At 50.2% G+C, this 18,039-nt stretch carries 17 protein-coding genes; 6 read left to right on the top strand and 11 right to left on the bottom strand.

All coding sequences use genetic code 11. The annotated features are described in order from the left end of the window. The first annotated feature begins 79 nt into the window (after window positions 1–79). Window positions 80–1,336 (top strand): alginate export family protein, encoded by a 1,257-nt coding sequence (locus tag IEV98_RS01545; RefSeq protein WP_188504177.1) that lies wholly within the window; start codon window positions 80–82, stop codon window positions 1,334–1,336. A 57-nt stretch (window positions 1,337–1,393) separates the two neighbouring features. After that, entirely contained in the window at window positions 1,394–2,647 is a 1,254-nt protein-coding gene (locus tag IEV98_RS01540) for a ferredoxin-like domain-containing protein (protein ID WP_188504176.1), read from the top strand. Here the strand turns inward: IEV98_RS01540 and IEV98_RS01535 are convergent. From IEV98_RS01535 to panC, 6 genes are all read right to left on the bottom strand, one after another. Further along, window positions 2,620–3,192 (bottom strand): CAP domain-containing protein, encoded by a 573-nt coding sequence (locus tag IEV98_RS01535; protein WP_188504175.1) that lies wholly within the window; start codon window positions 3,190–3,192, stop codon window positions 2,620–2,622. The genes IEV98_RS01540 and IEV98_RS01535 overlap by 28 nt on opposite strands. A gap of 85 nt (window positions 3,193–3,277) precedes the next feature. Continuing rightward, window positions 3,278–3,772 carry a thioredoxin family protein gene (locus IEV98_RS01530; RefSeq protein ID WP_188504174.1) on the bottom strand — a complete coding sequence of 165 codons (495 nt, stop codon included), beginning with the start codon at window positions 3,770–3,772 and terminating at the stop codon, window positions 3,278–3,280. 22 nt (window positions 3,773–3,794) lie between these two features. Continuing rightward, window positions 3,795–6,098 (bottom strand): TonB-dependent receptor, encoded by a 2,304-nt coding sequence (locus IEV98_RS01525; protein ID WP_229738512.1) that lies wholly within the window; start codon window positions 6,096–6,098, stop codon window positions 3,795–3,797. A gap of 152 nt (window positions 6,099–6,250) precedes the next feature. After that, window positions 6,251–6,616, bottom strand: coding sequence for a DUF8478 family putative metalloprotein (locus tag IEV98_RS01520; protein ID WP_188504173.1), 366 nt, complete (start codon window positions 6,614–6,616; stop codon window positions 6,251–6,253). A 116-nt stretch (window positions 6,617–6,732) separates the two neighbouring features. Then, window positions 6,733–7,083 (bottom strand): aspartate 1-decarboxylase, encoded by a 351-nt coding sequence (panD, locus tag IEV98_RS01515; protein WP_188504172.1) that lies wholly within the window; start codon window positions 7,081–7,083, stop codon window positions 6,733–6,735. A gap of 98 nt (window positions 7,084–7,181) precedes the next feature. After that, a complete protein-coding gene (panC, locus tag IEV98_RS01510; RefSeq protein ID WP_188504171.1) occupies window positions 7,182–8,024 on the bottom strand; it encodes a pantoate--beta-alanine ligase in 843 nt (280 codons plus the stop codon). A gap of 151 nt (window positions 8,025–8,175) precedes the next feature. Here panC and IEV98_RS01505 point away from each other — a divergent pair, with 151 nt between their 5' ends. The 3 genes from IEV98_RS01505 (at window position 8,176) to glmS (ending at window position 12,443) form a co-directional block, all read left to right on the top strand. Beyond that, the gene (locus tag IEV98_RS01505) at window positions 8,176–9,009 is read left to right on the top strand and encodes a glycogen/starch synthase (protein WP_188504170.1); all 834 of its coding nucleotides are present in this window, start codon (window positions 8,176–8,178) and stop codon (window positions 9,007–9,009) included. Between the two features lie 24 nt (window positions 9,010–9,033). Beyond that, the gene (locus IEV98_RS01500) at window positions 9,034–10,494 is read left to right on the top strand and encodes a DUF4270 family protein (RefSeq protein WP_188504169.1); all 1,461 of its coding nucleotides are present in this window, start codon (window positions 9,034–9,036) and stop codon (window positions 10,492–10,494) included. Window positions 10,495–10,607: 113 nt separating this feature from the next. Further along, the gene (glmS, locus tag IEV98_RS01495) at window positions 10,608–12,443 is read left to right on the top strand and encodes a glutamine--fructose-6-phosphate transaminase (isomerizing) (RefSeq protein ID WP_188504168.1); all 1,836 of its coding nucleotides are present in this window, start codon (window positions 10,608–10,610) and stop codon (window positions 12,441–12,443) included. An 85-nt stretch (window positions 12,444–12,528) separates the two neighbouring features. Here the strand turns inward: glmS and IEV98_RS01490 are convergent, their stop codons facing one another. After that, the gene (locus IEV98_RS01490; protein WP_188504167.1) at window positions 12,529–14,094 is read right to left on the bottom strand and encodes an SUMF1/EgtB/PvdO family nonheme iron enzyme; all 1,566 of its coding nucleotides are present in this window, start codon (window positions 14,092–14,094) and stop codon (window positions 12,529–12,531) included. Between the two features lie 211 nt (window positions 14,095–14,305). Between IEV98_RS01490 and ispF the strand changes: the two genes are divergently transcribed. Then, window positions 14,306–14,785, top strand: a complete 480-nt coding sequence (gene ispF / locus IEV98_RS01485; RefSeq protein WP_188504166.1) for a 2-C-methyl-D-erythritol 2,4-cyclodiphosphate synthase — start codon at window positions 14,306–14,308, stop codon at window positions 14,783–14,785. 6 nt (window positions 14,786–14,791) lie between these two features. On the opposite strand, the gene IEV98_RS01480 is transcribed toward ispF, so the two are convergent. From IEV98_RS01480 to IEV98_RS01465, 4 genes are read right to left on the bottom strand one after another with little or no spacing between them, the layout of a single operon-like run. Beyond that, window positions 14,792–15,076 (bottom strand): DUF2218 domain-containing protein, encoded by a 285-nt coding sequence (locus tag IEV98_RS01480; RefSeq protein ID WP_188504165.1) that lies wholly within the window; start codon window positions 15,074–15,076, stop codon window positions 14,792–14,794. Window positions 15,077–15,080: 4 nt separating this feature from the next. Further along, window positions 15,081–15,860, bottom strand: coding sequence for an ABC transporter ATP-binding protein (locus IEV98_RS01475; protein ID WP_188504164.1), 780 nt, complete (start codon window positions 15,858–15,860; stop codon window positions 15,081–15,083). Between the two features lie 6 nt (window positions 15,861–15,866). Beyond that, window positions 15,867–16,913 carry a FecCD family ABC transporter permease gene (locus tag IEV98_RS01470; RefSeq protein ID WP_229738511.1) on the bottom strand — a complete coding sequence of 349 codons (1,047 nt, stop codon included), beginning with the start codon at window positions 16,911–16,913 and terminating at the stop codon, window positions 15,867–15,869. 10 nt (window positions 16,914–16,923) lie between these two features. Continuing rightward, window positions 16,924–18,039, bottom strand: coding sequence for an ABC transporter substrate-binding protein (locus tag IEV98_RS01465; protein WP_188504163.1), 1,116 nt, complete (start codon window positions 18,037–18,039; stop codon window positions 16,924–16,926).

Below are 18,039 nucleotides of genomic sequence, written 5' to 3'. Positions count from 1 at the left end.
GTTAAATGCGTAATTTTACTTGCTTATTAAATTTTATATACGTTTTTTTACGTTAAATATATAATACCGAAAAACACGTATGAAGTTCCATCTCGCTTTACTGGCGTTGCTCTTGCTTTTTTCTCACGGGGCAGCTGCGCAATTCAATCTTTCGGCTGAAATCAGGCCCAGGTCGGAGCTGAGAAATGGTTTCAAACGACCGCTCGCTCCTCAGGAATCGCCTGCCTTCTTCACCGAACAGCGTTCGCGGCTTTACTTAGCCTACAAGAAGGATCAATTCGAGTTGTTGTTGGTTCCCCAGTACATCCATATGTGGGGCAATAATGATCAAGCATCCAAAACGGATCGTGGGCTTGCCAACCTACAACAGGCTTGGATGGCTTATACCTTCAACGCGCAGCATCGCATTGCCGGTGGGCGGATGGAGCTCAATTACGACAATGCCCGGATATTGGGCAATCTGGACTGGGCACAGCGGGGGCGAAGCCATGATGTGCTGAAGTATGAGTATGCAGCCCAAGGTCTACGGATCCATGGCGCGGTCGCTTTTAACCAAGAGACCAATGTGCCCGAGCCGGGAAAGCTTGCTGAAACCACCTATGCCCCACAGTTGAACAATTATAAAGCCCTGCAGTTCCTCTGGTTCAACAAAGTCGTTCAAAAGACATCCCTATCTGCCTTGCTATTGAATGAGAGCAGGCAATATGCAACCGATACCGTTTATTACAAGCAAACCGGCGGCATCTCTGGGACGTTCAAACTCATGCCCGTGATCCTAACTGCGGAGTACTACCACCAACGGGGGCGCGACCGGCCGGGTAATGGCGTCCGCGCACACTTGGCCTCGTTAAATGCTTCGGCCGCGCTAGGCCCGGCATTTCGGTTGGAGCTGGGTGGCGACTACCTCACGGGCGATAACTCCCGTACGGCCGCCAACGAAGCCTTTGACCCGCTTTACGGCACCCATCACCAATTTTATGGTTTGATGGACTATTTTTATGTGGGAAACGGTCACGGTAACCTGGGATTGAATGACCTATACAGCAAAGCAAAATACGAGGAACGGCACCATCGGGTGCAGGTTGATGTCCATCGTTTTGCCTCGACGGCGGCGCTGGTTGATGGAGCGAATGATTTCACACGGGGCTCGCTTTTTGGATGGGAGTTTGATGTGGTTTACGCGTATCAGCTGGCCGCGGCCTGCCGCCTTCAGGTCGGGTATTCATACATGCGTTGCGCTGATGCATTGCGTGCCGCAAAAGGAATTGCCGATGGTAAAAACGCATCATGGGGGTGGCTGATGGTTGCGTATAAACCGATACTCTTCGAAAATTAATAAATGGCCAGATTAGCCGATGGCTTACGTACTTTTGCATAAGATATGAATAACGTGATGGAAACGCCAGCAACCCTACGCGATGATAAACATCACCTGGTTCGGGTGTTTATAAAAGGCGGTATGGTCACTCCCGAGGACCTGATGGCGATTTTGGAAGCCTCCGGAACATTGGGAAATGAATTTATTTTTTTTGGTTCCCGGCAGGACATCTTATTCCCGGCACGCAGCGGTAGCTTAACGAACCTCGCGGAACAATTGGCGACACGGCAGATCGATGTCAGGCAGGGACATCGGGATTTGTTTCAAAACCTGGTAAGCAGCACCGTTGCCATTGGCATTACCAACACAACCGAATGGTTGGATCTGGGTAGTTACAGATCGGTGTTGGACGCATTTGCACATCCGCCACAACTCAAAATAAATATTACCGACCCCCGTCAGGCGATGGTCCCGCTGTTTACCGGCGACCTTAATTTCGTGGCATCAGCCAAGCCGCAGTACTGGTATCTTTATCTTCGCAACGCGCATGCGGGGGACCGGCTTGAAAAATGGCCCACGTTGGTCCATAGTACCGACATTGCCAAACTGAGCGTATTTCTGGAACAACGGTTGTTGAAAGACCGTATGGCGATGCTGCCCGATTTGATTGCCGGATTGGCGGAGCATATCAAATTAAACACCATCGTAACCAGGGAGGACCTGCGGCTTCCCACTCCTTATTTTCCTTGTTATGAGGGGATGGAAAGCCTCGGGGATGGAAAGTCGTGGCTTGGTTTGTACTGGCGCAACAACCGCTTCCACATCCCCTTTCTGGTACGGGCCTGCCAACTGTGTATCGATGGGCGTATTCCCTATTTTTATATTACACCATGGAAGTCATTTGTGATCAAAGATATACGTGATGACGATCGCCTGGAATGGGAAAGGCTGATGGGCGGCATGGGAATCAATATGCGCCATTCCAGTCTTGAACTCAATTGGCACATCCCCGTATTGGATGAAGAAGCACTTCAGTTAAAACAATTTCTGGTCGGCGAGCTCGATCAACAGGATATATGTACGCATGGACTTACCTTTAGCATCATCACGGAAGATAGCCCGCGATGGTTTACCAGTATCGTCATCAAAAGAAAGGGTGCGCGCGGCAATCGTTCCACGGAATCGTTTGACCTGTACTATGCGGAAAGGTTCGATCCCAATACGTTACGGTATTTCGAATATGCCAAGGGCGTAGCCATGGACGTCATTCCGGCGTTGCTTGTGGAGTTAAGTAAGTCGTATTATTCGCGTGTGGCCCCAAAAACCTGAACCCAATAGTTGCCGTCATGCGCGATGGCCATTTCACGGTAGGAGCCGCGCATCATGTTTGCGCAGTGGCTCGGGCTAGCCAACCATTTTTTTACAGCTGCCACCAAATCGAAGTCGCCGAAGGCGATGTTTTCGCCGTAGGTAAGCACGCCTGTGGCGTCGGATATGTAGCCTGAGGCGATGAGCCGATGGTATACGTTTTCGCCGGAGGGGCTGGTATGGCTGAAATAATTGCGGGTATGCATATCCTTAGCATGGGCCAATGCTGCGGCATAGAGTTCGGCATTCCAGGCTACCATGGAGGTGGGGGGCATGGTCTCCTCTCCACAGTCACAGCCTTGTTGCCGCCAGGTATTCACTTCGGCTAGTGCTTGGATCGCACTGGAGTCCATGACTACGGGGTTTCCGGGGTTCTTTTCCTCATTATCTGATGAAATAGGGGACTCTTCCTTGGGCACAGGTTCCATTGATTCACTGCCATTCGGCTCGCATGCAGACAGCAACGCAAGCAAGCAGAGAACCGCTGGGACCAAAGACTTTAACATAGGTAGTTGTTAAATTTCTTGCAATTAAAGTAATTTTTCTGATTGCTGCAAATATTCCCGCAGGTATTTGGCGTTTCATTTAAAATTATTTCTTAAGAGTTTGGTCGCGGCGCAATGCGCCAATCAGTGCTTCCAAATCACTGGGTTTCAGTATGCCCGGATATTTAAAGATAATTTCAAGGTTTTCATTGACGAGCACCCACGTGGGGAAAGCGAGCCGGTTGTGCTGGTTCCCCAGCATATATGCCAGATCGTGGCGTCCGGTAGACACACCGGTGTTTTTGAAATGATACGTGGTGTCGGCAAAAACAATGGGATCTCTGGTTTCGGCATCGAATTCCGAAAAATGGAAATCGGCAGATGCGGATTGGAAATCCGCGTTCTTTCGGAGCTGTGCTTTTTGCATCTGGCAATAGGTGCACCATTCCGTAGTGATAAGGATGAGCGCAGGTTTGGATTGGGAGCGCATGGAATCCGCCAGTTCGCCGATCGGTATGGACTTGACCTGTCCCTGTGCTTCGGGAAAAAGCAAAATAGTGATGGCAAAAACAAGTCCGATGTAATGAAATGACCTTTTCATGCGCTCCCTTACTGAATACGTGTTAATAAAAGCTATACCGGATACCCAAGAATCCCCGGGCGCCCTGGTTAGGGCCAAACACATAAGAGGGGTCGAATGTCAAGCCGTAGGGGTTCTCCGGCGTGACCAAAGCTTGCCCATTTCCGTCAAATTCGACCAATTTATTGAACGGATCGTGGGCACGGGCAATGATGAAGGGGTTGCCTTTGTTTGGCGTCCAGTTCAATAGATTTTTGATCCCACCGTAAAGCTCAATACCGTTGCGGAATGCCTTCGTGATTTGGATGTTCTGGATGCTCCACCAGGGCGATTTCGGATCCCGGGGGTCTTCGTCGCTCAGCAAAGGTAGGCGCATCGGGCCGTACAGGTTTCCCGTATAGTCGATGGATAGGCCGATGCCTTTAATGGCGTAGCTAGCACTCCATACGCCGGTAAATTTTTCGGTAAACAGCTGCTGTACTTTTTCCCCGTTTTCCATGCTGTATACATCCATCGCCGTGGCACCGGCATTCAGCCTAAGACCATTCATCAGGGCCAGGTCAATATTCAGCGAGATGCCCTGCGACACCGCGTGGCCATCGAGGTTACCATAATGTATTTTGGTGGCGTCGGTATCATAGTCGGCAATGATCTTGTTGTTGAAATACGTGTAGAATACTGTGGCATCAAAGCCGATGATGCCACCGTTGTTTAATGGTACTTTCTTGACGAAATTCACATTGCCATTCCAAGACGTTTCCGGATCCAGCTCATTATCGAAAACCACTTCCCGTGCACCTGAGAGGGCGTAGTGATCTTCGGTGAATATGTTCGCTACCCGGTAGCCGTTGCCAAAACTCAATCGCAGCACATTATTTTTATCGGTTGAATTCCACTTGTAATTTGCTCTTGGGGTAAGGATACTGCCATGGATGGAATTATAATCATAACGTGCGCCCAAAAGCAGTTTGTGATTGGTATGGAGGGTGATTTCATCTTGTAGAAATAATCCGGGCAAACTGGTGTTTGTGGGTCGGTTGATGTCCACATTGTAGGCCGCGGCGGTAGCGGGGGTGTTGTCATCATAGTAGGTGTAGCGGTAAGTAAGCCCCGCCAATAGGTCGTGGCTGCCTGCAGGTTTGTTCCAGGTGAGCTGGCCGAAGCCGATGTATTGATCAGCCAAAAACGACATATCCCCATATACACTGTTCTGGTCATGGCCATTGGCACTAAACATGAATGTAACATGCTCCTTTATAGGCAATTGGTAGGTGCCGAATAACTCCCACCGGCTGGTGTAGATGCTTTCGCCATATACCTCGTCGGTGCCCCTGTATGATGGCTCCCAGTTCATTTCGCCGCCCCATCGGCCCTCGTAGACATAGCGTGCCGCAAACGAAAAGACCCGGTTATCTTTTCGCTCGAAATTCCATTTGTTGAATAGGGAGATGCGGTGTTGCAACGTCACATCCGTGAAGTAATCGTTGTTGTTGTCTATGGGGTTTTGGTAGTTGAAATAGGAGGCTCCAAGCAGGGATTGTACCTTTTTGCTGACGTTTATTTTTGCAGCTACGTCGGCGCTGATTTCTCCCCAGCTGGTACCGAATGCATCGACGGCCAGGAGGGGTGTTGTCCGCGGGTTCTTCGTGATGATGTTGATCAGCCCGCCTACAGCTTCACTGCCGTAAAGGGTCGATGCGGGGCCCTTCACAATTTCCACACGTTCGATCAACGATTGCGGTATGCCGCTTAGGCCGTATACGGTAGAGAGTCCACTCACGATGGGCATGCCATCAATTAATACCATCGTATAAGGCCCTTCAAGTCCATTGATGTGGATATCTCCGGTGTTGCATATGTTACAATTGAGTTGCGGCCGTACACCATTTATATTTTGCAGGGCATCAAACACCGACGGTGCGGGGTTTGCTTTGAAAAACTTGGCGGTGTATACTTCCACGGGCACGGGACTATCCAATTTGGATACTTCCTTCATGGTTCCGGATACCACCACCTCGTCCAATGAGGTGCCTTCGTCCATCAAGACGATATCTTGTTGTACCGGTGTGCCGGTTGAGCGTATTTTCATGCTATAGGGTCGGTAACCCACGTATTTTACTTGCAATTCCCAGTTTCCCGCGGGAACACCGGTTAATACGTAGCTTCCTGTACTGTCTGCGGTGGTACCGATATGCAACGATGGAATAGAAACCGTTGCCCAAGACACGGTGTTCCCATTGCTGTCGGTAATCGTGCCTTTGATGGACGATGTGGTTTGGCCATTAGCCATGGCCGAAAGGCATATGAGGATAGCGGCAAGCGATACCGCGTAGTAAGGGTTGTTCATCAGATTAAAAAATGCTTGGTGACGGATTATCATCCCAGCGACTCCGTTGATGGGTATGAGACCACCAAGGGAAACCGTTGCGACGAACTGAATTTTTAGAAATACGGGTGTTTTGGCTAGCGAATCCCGTCAAACGGAAGGATAATAGCTAGTTAGCAGCTTCGGGGAGGCCCTCTTAAATAAATGGTGCGGAAGGAATGGGGCTGTCGACCGGGCGAACAGAACGTTTGGTAAGCAATACTTACCGGCGTGATGATCGGTTGGTCATACCGGAGAAACAAGGGTTGAACAAAGCTTCCCTGGAAAATCACATCCAAAAGGTGGATCTGGCTATCCGACTCATGGTGACTTGGATTATCCGGACCGGTTTTTAGGTTGTAGGGGTGTGTGTGGATGACAATCCGACCGTCACGTGTCTTATGTTTGTGCATGAAGACCGTGCCGCTCGCTACGATCAAGCAGAAGAGAATCGCTTGAAACCAAGCGAGGTTAGCGCGTATGGAATCATTCCTTTTCACGGCAGACCAAAGTACGAATTAGCTATCGAATATCATGCAGCAAAGGTAATTAATAAAAGTTAGATTAATCTAACAAACTATTAATAAATCATGAACTTATTGTTGTTTGCTGGGTGTTAATCTATTAGCTTGTTGGATTCGTTCGGAAATACCAGTGTGGGTTCATAGTTCTTCGCCTCTTCGAAGTCCATAAGGGCATATGAAATGATGATGATGATGTCACCGACCTGTACCAAGCGGGCAGCTGCACCATTCAGGCACACCACACCGGATCCGCGTTCGCCTTTGATGACATAGGTTTCGAAACGTGCACCGTTATTGTTGTTTACGATCTGCACTTTTTCATTGGCGATAATATTCGCCGCGTCCATCAGATCTTCGTCAATCGTGATGCTCCCCACGTAGTTCAACTCCGCTTGTGTGACGCGTACCCGATGAATTTTAGATTTCAGTACCTCAATAACCATGATGCAAAGATACGGAAATTAAAAATAATGTTTTTTTCAGCTTTTTGTCAGGTTTTTATAACCGGCAGCCTAATGGCGTGGATCGAAGGAGCGTTAAGTTATTGCAATAAAAGGTTGTCGATTAACCGTACACCATCCACCCAGGCGGCTACCAATGCGATCAATGGTCGATCGGGTGCGGAGTTATCCGCTTCCGTAAAGGTATCTGCGTCATAGATGGCGAAATATTCCATTCGGACCCCGGGACTATTTTCCAGGGATTTGATAGCTTCCTCCTGAAGGGTAACGAGATTTTGGCGACGTACATCGGCTTTAACCTGCTGTAACGTGCGGTACAGGGCCAACGCTTGTTGCCGCCCAAGTTCCGTTAGTCGCACATTGCGCGAGCTCATGGCCAGGCCCTCCGGCTCTCGGACAGTTGGGCACATTTCCAGGGTGAGGGGAAGCTGCAGTTGATTGACCATGTGTTCCACCACCTTATACTGTTGGAAATCCTTTTGGCCGAAACAGGCCACATCCGGCCGTACGGCGTCAAACAGCTTCTTCACGATCTGTGTAACGCCCTGGAAGTGCCCCGGGCGATGCAGTCCTTCGAGCACATTGTCCAATCCGCCCAAGTCCAAATGCCATTGCTCGTTCTGTCCGTACATTTCATCCACATTGGGGTAAAAAAGGATATCGCAATCGGCTTCCCTTAGCATCACGGTGTCCCGTTCGATGGGGCGAGGGTATTTTTCAAGGTCTTTCGGATCGTTGAATTGTGTGGGATTGACGAAGATGCTGCATACCACCACGTCGGCCAGTTGCTTTGCGTGGCCGACGAGTGCGATATGCCCGTTGTGCAACGCGCCCATCGTAGGGACGAGTGCAATGCGCAGCTTGCTGCCGCGATGAGGTTGCAGAAGCGCTTGCAACGAAATTTTGGTCTTAACGATTTCCAACAGGTTAACTTATTTTGTGTTTGGCAAAAATGATGATTTTTTGTGGCATCTCCTTATTGCATCGGTTAACTAATTGGTATATTGATAAAAAATGATTATCTTTGCAAACCGATTTTACTTTTCTAATAAAATAAAAAACAAATAATTGGAGATGGCAAAAACGAAGATTCTGTTTGTTACCCACGAGATGTCGCCTTTCCTCGAACTAAGTAAAATTTCTGAAATTACCCGCCAACTGCCTCAGGCGATGCAGGAGAAGGGCTATGAAATCCGCATATTGATGCCGCGTTTCGGGAACATCAATGAGCGCCGGAACCGCTTGCACGAAGTGATCAGGTTATCCGGAATGAACATCGTTGTTGACAACAACGACAACCCGTTGATCATCAAGGTGGCCTCCATCCCTGCGGCCCGTATGCAGGTGTATTTCTTGGATAACGAGGAATATTTCCAACGTAAGCATGTGTTCTGTGATGACTGCGGAAAATTTTTCGAAGACAACAACGAACGTACGGTGTTTTTCTGTAAAGGCGCCCTGGAAACGGTGAAGAAGTTGGGATGGGCTCCGGATGTTGTGCATTGCCACGGATGGATGAGCGCATTGGTACCGGCTTACTTAAAGACCGCGTATAAAGATGATCCTACATTTAAGGATGCCAAGGTAATTTACTCGCTTTACAAGGAAGAAGTTGATGATTTTTCCCTGGGAGAGAACTTTGCAGATATTGCGCTCACCGGTGATATGACCGAGGATGACGTAGCGCACTATGGCAGTGGTGATTACGCAGGCTTGTACCAAGGGGCGTTGGCCTATTCTGATGCCGTGGTTTTGTCTGGCGACGACCTGGACCAACAACTGTTAAATATTGTTAAAAAGAGCGATATTCCAGTATTCGAAGTGGAAAACAGCGAAGAATTCGAAAATTATTGTAACCTTTACGAACAATTTGCGAGTGTTGAGCTTGAGGCAGCAGTGGAAGCATAATTTTGAATTTAATTTTCTTTGCGAATGAATTATCATACCAAAGACTTATTGACCATGTTGATAAGTCTTTTTGTTTTGGGAAGTTGTACTAATCCATCGGGTATCGGGCTGGATGTGGATCCGGAAGATGAACTGACAGGTGTACTGACGGACACCCTTACCCTGCATGCCACCACCCTATTGGATGACAGCGCCAGGTCAGCTTCATTTGCACAGACTACATTCGGCTGGTTTGACGATCCGGTAATCGGCCAAACCGTTGCGGACCTCGCCCTGGCTATCGGAAGACCGACAACCGTACCCCGTATACGACCTGATGCGGAGATTGACTCGGTGATTCTCGTGTTGCCTTATGGCACGGAGTATTTCGGGGATACACTCCGTCCAAACTTCTCGCTGCAGGTACGCCAATTGGACGAGGCATATACCGACGGCGAATATGCAACCAAGCAATGGCCGGTAAAAGACGAAATCATCGGTGCAAAGACGGTTGCTCGATTTGCCTATAAGCTGACCGACAGTGTAAGTATCAGGAAGCATATCGATGATAAAGACTCCGTTGTGAAAGTCATTCCGCAATTGCGGGTTGCGCTCTCGGCTGATTTTTTTAAAGACTTATTCAGCGAAACGGTTGATTCAGCATCACTTTCTACCGAGGCTGGATTTAATAATCATGTAAAAGGGCTTTACTTAAGTGTAAACGGAAGTGAGATGACTGGCATTGGCGGGCTGGTGACTTTCCGGGGTGTTTCTAGTCTGACCGGTATTGAACTTACTTACCGGCAACCTAATGGCAAGGACGGCGATGACGCTGATATCGATACGATCCGTACGTTCCTTCCAACGACGGTACAGGATAATAGCGGATCTACCTACCGGAGACTGACCTCCAGCATCAGCCGGACTTATGCTGAGGATGTGCAGGCACAGTTGGATAGCCCTGAAGGTAATCATGAGGTGTTGTATTTGCAAGCCCCGGCAGGGCTCCGGACTCGACTACGGATACCCTACATCGATGCACTGAAAGATCGGAATATCGCCGTGAATAAAGCCGAATTGGTACTCTATGTGGATGATGCACCTGGAGACGAGTTGGGTATCCACGCGCCGCGCCTTACCTTGTACCGCGAAGACATTGCTGGCCAACGGCAACCCGTACCAGATGGAGACTCGCGTACCAGCGGCAACAGTTTTGCTGGCGACGGGCGCAGTCTTTGGTATCGTTATGGCAATTGGCGGGCTTTTGGGGGGAATATAGATGAAGGCAAAAACCGTTATGTATTTCACCTGACATCCTATGTGCAGGATTTAATCCAAGGAAAAATAAACAGCAGCGAATTTTTTATCGCACCGGCGGCAGCTTCCGACGAAACAGTGCCTTATTTCCCGGTATTGAATACCGGTAGCCGGGCGATCATCAGTAACGTCGCGGGTACGGATTTGAGGATAAAACTGAATATATACTACACGCAATCCGAAAACTAGCACGTCCGTTGAGCGGGCCTGTATTGGTCGCTGAGAAGAAAGCACCCGTTCCATCAAACGGGTGCTTTTTTTTTGATAAAATGTTGTAAGTTTGGCGGGAAAACAATTCATCTATGTGCGGAATAGTAGGATACATTGGTCAAAAGGAAGCTTGGCCTATCATTGTCAAGGGATTGAAGCGCCTTGAATACCGGGGTTATGACAGTTCGGGGATTGCATTGGTAGCTGATGGGATCAAAAGCTATAAGAAGACCGGAAAAGTAACCGATCTGGAAGCTTTTGCGGAAGGCAAGGCGCTCGGAGGCAAGGTCGGCATCGGCCATACACGGTGGGCTACGCATGGCGAACCATCGGACCGGAATGCACATCCGCACTTGTCGGAAGATGGGCGTTTGGCGATTGTGCATAATGGCATTATTGAAAATTATGGTCCGCTGAAAGAGGAGTTGGCGAGTAGGGGACATGTTTTCCAAAGTGATACGGATACCGAGGTACTCATCCACCTCATTGCCGATATCCTGAAAGAAGAGAAAACGGATTTGCTGGAAGCAGTCCGCCTTGCGCTTAGCCAGGTGGTCGGCGCATATGCCATTGTGGTGGCCGACCGGGAAAGTCCCAATCAATTGGTGGCCGCACGGAAGGGCAGCCCCATGGTCATCGGTATAGGCGAGCAGGAATATTTTATCGCTTCGGATGCGTCGCCAATCATTGAATACACGCGAAACGTCGTTTATCTCAAAGATCAGGAAATTGCGTTTATCAACGCAGATGAACTGCTGATCAAGACGATCGACAACGAAGTACACACGCCTTATGTGCAGCAATTGGAAATGCAGCTGGAAATGCTCGAAAAGGCCGGGTATGATCATTTCATGCTCAAAGAAATCCATGAACAGCCACGCTCCATCCGGGATTGCATGCGCGGACGGATTTATCCGCAGGAGGGAATGGTGCAGTTGGGCGGTATTAAGGAATATGCGGAGAAACTCCGGAATGCCGATCGTATTATCATCGTGGCATGTGGTACGTCGTGGCATGCCGGCTTGGTAGGCGAATACCTCATTGAGGAATATGCACGTGTACCCGTGGGCGTGGAGTACGCTTCGGAATTCAGGTACCGCAACCCGATCATCACGGAGCGTGATATCGTTATTGCCATATCCCAATCCGGCGAAACTGCAGACACCATGGCTGCAGTGGAGCTTGCAAAAGAACGTGGAGCCACCATACTGGGTATATGCAATGTTGTGGGGTCTTCGATTCCGAGGCTCACGCATGGTGGAGTGTACACCCATGCCGGACCGGAGATCGGGGTAGCTTCCACCAAGGCTTTTACTGCTCAGGTAACGGTGTTGACACAGATTGCCTTGTACGTGGCTCAATTACGCGGTACGTTGCCGCAAAGTAAGCTTGTCGAGTTGCTTACCACACTCCAGGACATCCCGTTGCTGGTTGAAAAAGCGTTAAATTGCGATGAGGCCACGAGGTATATCGCTTCCGAAATAAAGGATGCGACCAATGCGATCTTCTTGGGCAGGGGTATCGGATTCCCGGTAGCGTTGGAGGGTGCACTCAAGCTTAAGGAAATATCATATATCCACGCCGAAGGATACCCGGCGGCGGAAATGAAGCATGGCCCTATCGCGTTGATCGATGAAGAAATGCCTGTGGTGGTAATCGCCACCCAAAACTCGTCTTATGAAAAGGTCATCAGTAATATACAGGAAGTAAAAGCCCGCAAAGGGCGTATTATCGCTATCGTAACCGAAGGGGATACAGCCGTAAAGGGGCTGGCAGACTACGTGATCGAAATTCCCCATGCGGACGAGGCATTCCTTCCATTGCTGGCTACGATCCCGCTTCAACTGCTGTCTTATCACACGGCGCTCTTGCGGGGGTGCAACGTAGACCAGCCGCGGAATCTGGCTAAATCCGTGACGGTGGAGTAAAGAGTCTGTCTGTTTGAAATTAAAAAACGGCGGTTTCCTGAGATGGAAGCCGCCGTTTTTATTTGTTGGGGTGGGGTATCGTCCTTCAGAAGATTCCCAATACTTTTTTGTTGCCCTGGCCCCGCGACCGGTTTGCGGGGAAACTCGGTTTCAATTTGGTATTGACCTCTGGGGAACCCACCAATGTCATCGCACAGCGGAATCCCGTCATCGCGGTCGATGCATCCTGCTGCATATAACGACGGGTAGCGGGGTTAAGCCAGTATGCACGATCGTTCCATGAACCACCCTTGTATACCCTGGATTTGTCGTTTATCAACGAAGTAACGCCATAGAGTTCATTGTTTGTTTCATCGTCATATCCGCGCACATCGTGGTCGAAGCCGACTTGTGCGGAATCGGTAGAAGCTGCCGCAGCCTGTAGCTCTTCCCACGTCTGTTTTCTCGGCGCAGTGGCGGGCACGCGTATGGGACGGCCATATTTATCTTTGGCAATAATACCTTTTTCGGCATCTTCGTATTGCTTATCCATATACACATTGCCTCTGAACGGATTGAAATCCTCGAAATCTTCATAGGAAAGCTGCCGGTATACATCCCGTACCCATTCGTTGACGTTACCAGCCATATTGTACAGCCCATAGTCGTTGGGAAGGTAGCTGGTTACGGATACCGTGATATCCCCGCCATCGTTGAGGTAGCCGGCCACACCCATGTTATCCCCGCCAGAGGGCTTGAAATTTGCCATCATCAACCCTTGCGTACGTCGTTTCGCCGATCGGACACCCAGGCCATTCCAAGGATATATCTTGCTGCTTTCAATGTTGCCATACTCCGTATTGCCGACCAATCCTAAGGCTGCATACTCCCATTCCGCTTCGGTTGGCAACCGGTAGGATTGCTTAAGTACGCCGTCTTCCATGCGAACCGGCCGGCGTGCACCGTCTTCAGTCCCGGGCCTGTTGTCCGCAGGCATACGTTCGCCGTCGATGCCTTCGCCGCGATATTGCCCATTGAGGTAGATGTCGGTATTGAAGGGTTCGGCAGGGGTCGACTGCGATTCCGCCAATGTCCGGTAGTCTACAAGCGCGCCTTTTTGCCGGAGAATGTGTTCATTCACCCTGTCGGTCCGCCAAATGCAATAGTCATTGGCTTGCTCCCAGGTAACGCCCACCACCGGGTAGTCTTGATATGCCGGATGGCGCAGATAAAGATCCACGTAAGGCTCATTATAAGACAGCGGCTGGCGCCATACCAACGTGTCTGGTAGGGCATTGTAGTAAAGTTCCTTATCTTCAGGGAAATTCTGGTTGAGCCAGTGGAGGTATTCCAGCCAATCAGCATTGGACACTTCCGTTTCATCCATGTAGAATGAAGCTACCGTTACGCGACGCTTAAGGTTGTCATGAGCGTAGGTGATGTCTTCATTGAGACTGCCCCCCATCACGAAAGTACCTCCCTCGATAACGATCAAGCCCGGTCCCGGTCCTTCCTTTACTTTCCTGTTGATCTGGAGACCCCCATTATAGGGGTCATTATAGGCAACTCCGGTTTTCGGAGACACGCCACTCCGATTTTTACAGGAGCTGAATATAGCCCCACAAAAGAGCAACAAAAGGATAGGAATAAAATAAGTATTCGCTGTTTTCATTCGGTATGTTCAGAAAAACAAATTTCTTTTCAAAGAATCAAAATTAAGTAAATTATTGAAGTTATTGCCAACTAAAATAACTTTTAACGTTTGGATGTACAAGGAGAATCACGCAAATAGCATACCATTTGAGATTATGCGTGCATTTGCCTATGTTTGGCGGGTCGAAGACAGCAGGTCAAGTCTCGTGTTTTGTGTATCATGTCTAAAGATGAAAATAAAAGTAGGATTTGGGTTTGATGTACATCAGCTTAAGGATGGGCATCCTTTTGTGATGGGCGGGGTACAATTGGAACACCATGCGGGTGCTTTTGGGCATTCCGACGCGGATGTATTGGTACATGCCATATGTGATGCCCTGCTGGGAGCCGCTAACCTGGAAGATATCGGTTACCATTTTCCCAATACGGACGACCGCTGGCGGGGTATCAGTAGCTTGGTGTTATTGGCGGAGTGCGTAAAACTGTTGGATGAACGGGGTTGGACACTGGGCAATATCGATGCCATGCTGTGCTTAGAGGCGCCGAAGATCAAGCCTTACATTCCCGCCATGAAGCGACATATTGCGGCGGCGGCAGGTGTCACCGAAGACGATATCTCCATCAAAGCCACCACCAATGAAACCATGGGGTTTATTGGCCGGGAAGAGGGCGTGGTCGCCTATGCGGTCTGTTTGATTGAACGGAAATGAATAAGGTTACTCATCCTGCCATTGGATGTTCAACACTTCTTTATAGGCGAATTTGACTAGGTGTCTTTCCAAGACACCTTTTATTTTTTCGACCCCCTCAGGGGTGGAAGCGGAGATGTTAAAAAGCAGGTGCTCGGGCGTGGCTGACATCTCGCAAATCCCAAATGGAAACGTGGCAAGTCCTGAGGTCGCCGTGTACTCGGTTTCAATTTTGTGCCGGAAGTGGCGGCACAGTTTGCCGATGTAACTGCTTGCTGCCTTGGTACTGATGGTGCTTTTCGATATTTTCATGATGCTAAATTTCTCGGTCCACAATAAGGTTAGGCAGTCCGCGGCTGCAGTTTTCTACACGTATACGCACGCCATAAACCTGCTCAATGACAGTGGGCGTAATGGCTTCTGTGGGGTGCCCCTGGCTGGCAACGGCTCCCTGATCCATGACAATCACCCGATCGGCCCACCGCAAAGCGAGATTCAGATCGTGTAAGACCATGATGACGATCCGGCCGTCGGCGGCAAACGAACGTGCAAGGCGCATTACCTTGAGTTGATGCCTGAGGTCCAAAGCACTGGTCGGTTCATCCAGTAATAATATTTTGGGTTCCCGCACCACGGTACGGGCTAAGCTGGCCAGCTGTCGTTGACCGCCCGAGAGCTGGTTGAGGGGTTCCAGTGCCAGGTGAGCGATCCCGATGCGTTCGAGCACCGCGATGGCACGATGGTGCAGCGTGAGGTTATCGTCACTTACGGCATCCAGTGGGGAAGCTTTTAACGCACTGATGATGGCCTCGATGACCGAAAGGTTAATATCGGTAGGTACGGCCTGCGGCATGAAACTGACATACCCGGCCCGCTTCTGGATGGAAAATGACGAGAGCTCCTGTTCGTCAAATCGGATGGATCCCGTCATGCGGAGCAGACCCGCGATTGCACGGAGCAGGGTAGATTTGCCCGCGCCGTTAGGACCGGCAAGTACGGTAACCTCCCCGATTGCTAATGGCGGCAGGGTGAGCCCGTGGATCACCTTTTTACCGGGATATCCGACCTGTATATCGTTGATATGGAGGTTAGCCATGCTGTACTATCGTTTCCGTTTGTGAAGGATTAGTGCAACAAATACGGGTACGCCGATGAGCGAGGTAACGATGCCTACCGGTACAATTGTACCCGTTACCACCGACTTGCTGAGGATGGAAGCCAGCGACATGATGAGTGCGCCGGATAAGATGCTGGCAGGCAGGGAAAAACGATGGTCTTCGCCGATCAATAATTTGGCGATGTGTGGCCCTACCAAACCGATAAAGCCGATAATGCCAGCGAACGCGACAGCTCCGGCCGTAAGTAAGCTGATCCGGAGTAGGGAGAAGAAGCGGAGCCTCCGTACATTCACTCCGAAGCTCCGTGCGCTCTCTTCGCCCAGTCTTAACGCGGTAAGCTGCCAGGCTGACCCCATTGAAAGGGGAACGATGACCAGGAACAAAGCAAAGAGGAGTGGGATGTTATCCCAGTTCGCTTTCGAAAGCGACCCCAATGTCCAGAAAACGAATTGCTGCAAAGCCTCCACTGTTGCGATGTACTGCATGATTCCGGTGAAGGCGTTAAAGAGAAACACGAGTGCAATGCCAAATAAAACCAACCCCTCGGGTCCGGAGCCCCGGAGCGACGACAACAATTGAAGAAGAAGCGTCGCACCGAATGCAAAGATAAACGCGTTGACCACCACCATCCAGTCGCCTCCCACTCCCGGGAGACTCAGCCCGATCACCATGGCTAGGGCAGCGCCGAACGATGCTGCCGCGGAGACCCCCAGTGTAAAGGGGCTGGCCATGGCGTTGTTCATGACGGTCTGCATTTCGCATCCTGCCAGCGATAAGCATGCGCCGACGAGCAGCGCCATGATGGCATAGGGCATACGCACCTCCCAGACGATGACCCGCTCAGAAAGCTCCACGGCGTCTGGCGAAAACACAGCCTTGATGACCTGGCTAAAGTCGAGCATGGAAGGCCCTACGGCCATATCAACAAAAAAGGATACCAACATCGCTATCCCCAGGATGCAGAGCAATACAATGCGCCTGGTAAATTGCTGTCGGTATCCTTTTGCTATTGTTGCGGTGTCTGGTGTCAATTCGTATTTCCTATTTTTCTAGTTCCGCAAAGTAAACACCTTTTAATGGGACAGCCAAAAACCGGTCGTTTATTTCTTTGAGTACACCGTGCGGCTGTAGCTTACCGAATAGTTCGGGGTGTGTCCATTTGGCAATGGCTTCCACGGCGGCGATGTTCAGCGGCGAGTCATAAAAGAGGTGCCACATGCCATAAACCCGTCCCTGCTTGATCGCGTTCAGCGGGCTGACCACCGGGCGGGCAGCCAGTGCAGCCAAACTCTGTTGTGTTTGGTACGTGTAGATATCTTGGCCGATTACCAACCCCTCTTCGCCCGGTTTGGCGATGCCGGTGGCGATGTACACATCGGGCTGTTCGCTGATCACATATTCCATGTTGAGTGTACCCACTTCGCCGGGTAGCACTGTACCGATGTTATTGCCTCCTACAAACTCGATGAATTCGCCGAGGTTACCTTTGCCCGGTGATCCGGGCGGCACTGCACCACGGATCATCTCCATGTAGACTTTGGGTCGTTTGAGGGTTGGTTGTCTAGCCAAGGTACTCCGGATGTGGTTGATGCGGCGATTATAAAACGCGATAAAATCAGCCGCTCGTTTTTCCTTGCCCAGCACCTTGCCCAGCACTTCCATACTCGGCACGGTATTTTTGAATGGATGCAGACGGAAGTCTATAAACACGATGGGTATGCCGGCAGCTTCCAGCGCACGGATGACATCGGCAGACTTTGCGTCAGGACCATGCGAACCGGCGCCGAAGATGGCGAGATCTGGCTTTAAGGCGATGATCTGTTCCGTCGATACGGTTTCCTTTCCGGATGTTCCGATGAGGGGCAGTTTGTCGAGCGCCGGGAACCGGTTGCGGTATTCTTCAAAAAGCAACCCGCCGGACCTGGCAAAATCGCCGGTCCAACCGGCAATGATCGCCGTGGGGTCCTCCACCAATAGACTCAGTGTGATCAGCTGCCTTCCTTCGCCCAGTATAACGCGTTTGGCAGGTTTGGGGATCGTCACTTCGCGACCCACCACGTCCGTAACGGTTATCGGTTGGGCTTGTAGTTGAAAAAAGCAGGCGACCGCCACGAGGACGGCCACTGCTTTAGAGATAATGATCTGCTGGGTTTTCAT

It is taken from the genome of Parapedobacter pyrenivorans, assembly GCF_014636865.1.
Lineage (GTDB): Bacteria > Bacteroidota > Bacteroidia > Sphingobacteriales > Sphingobacteriaceae > Parapedobacter > Parapedobacter pyrenivorans.
This window is presented reverse-complemented; position numbering and strand designations above follow the sequence as displayed.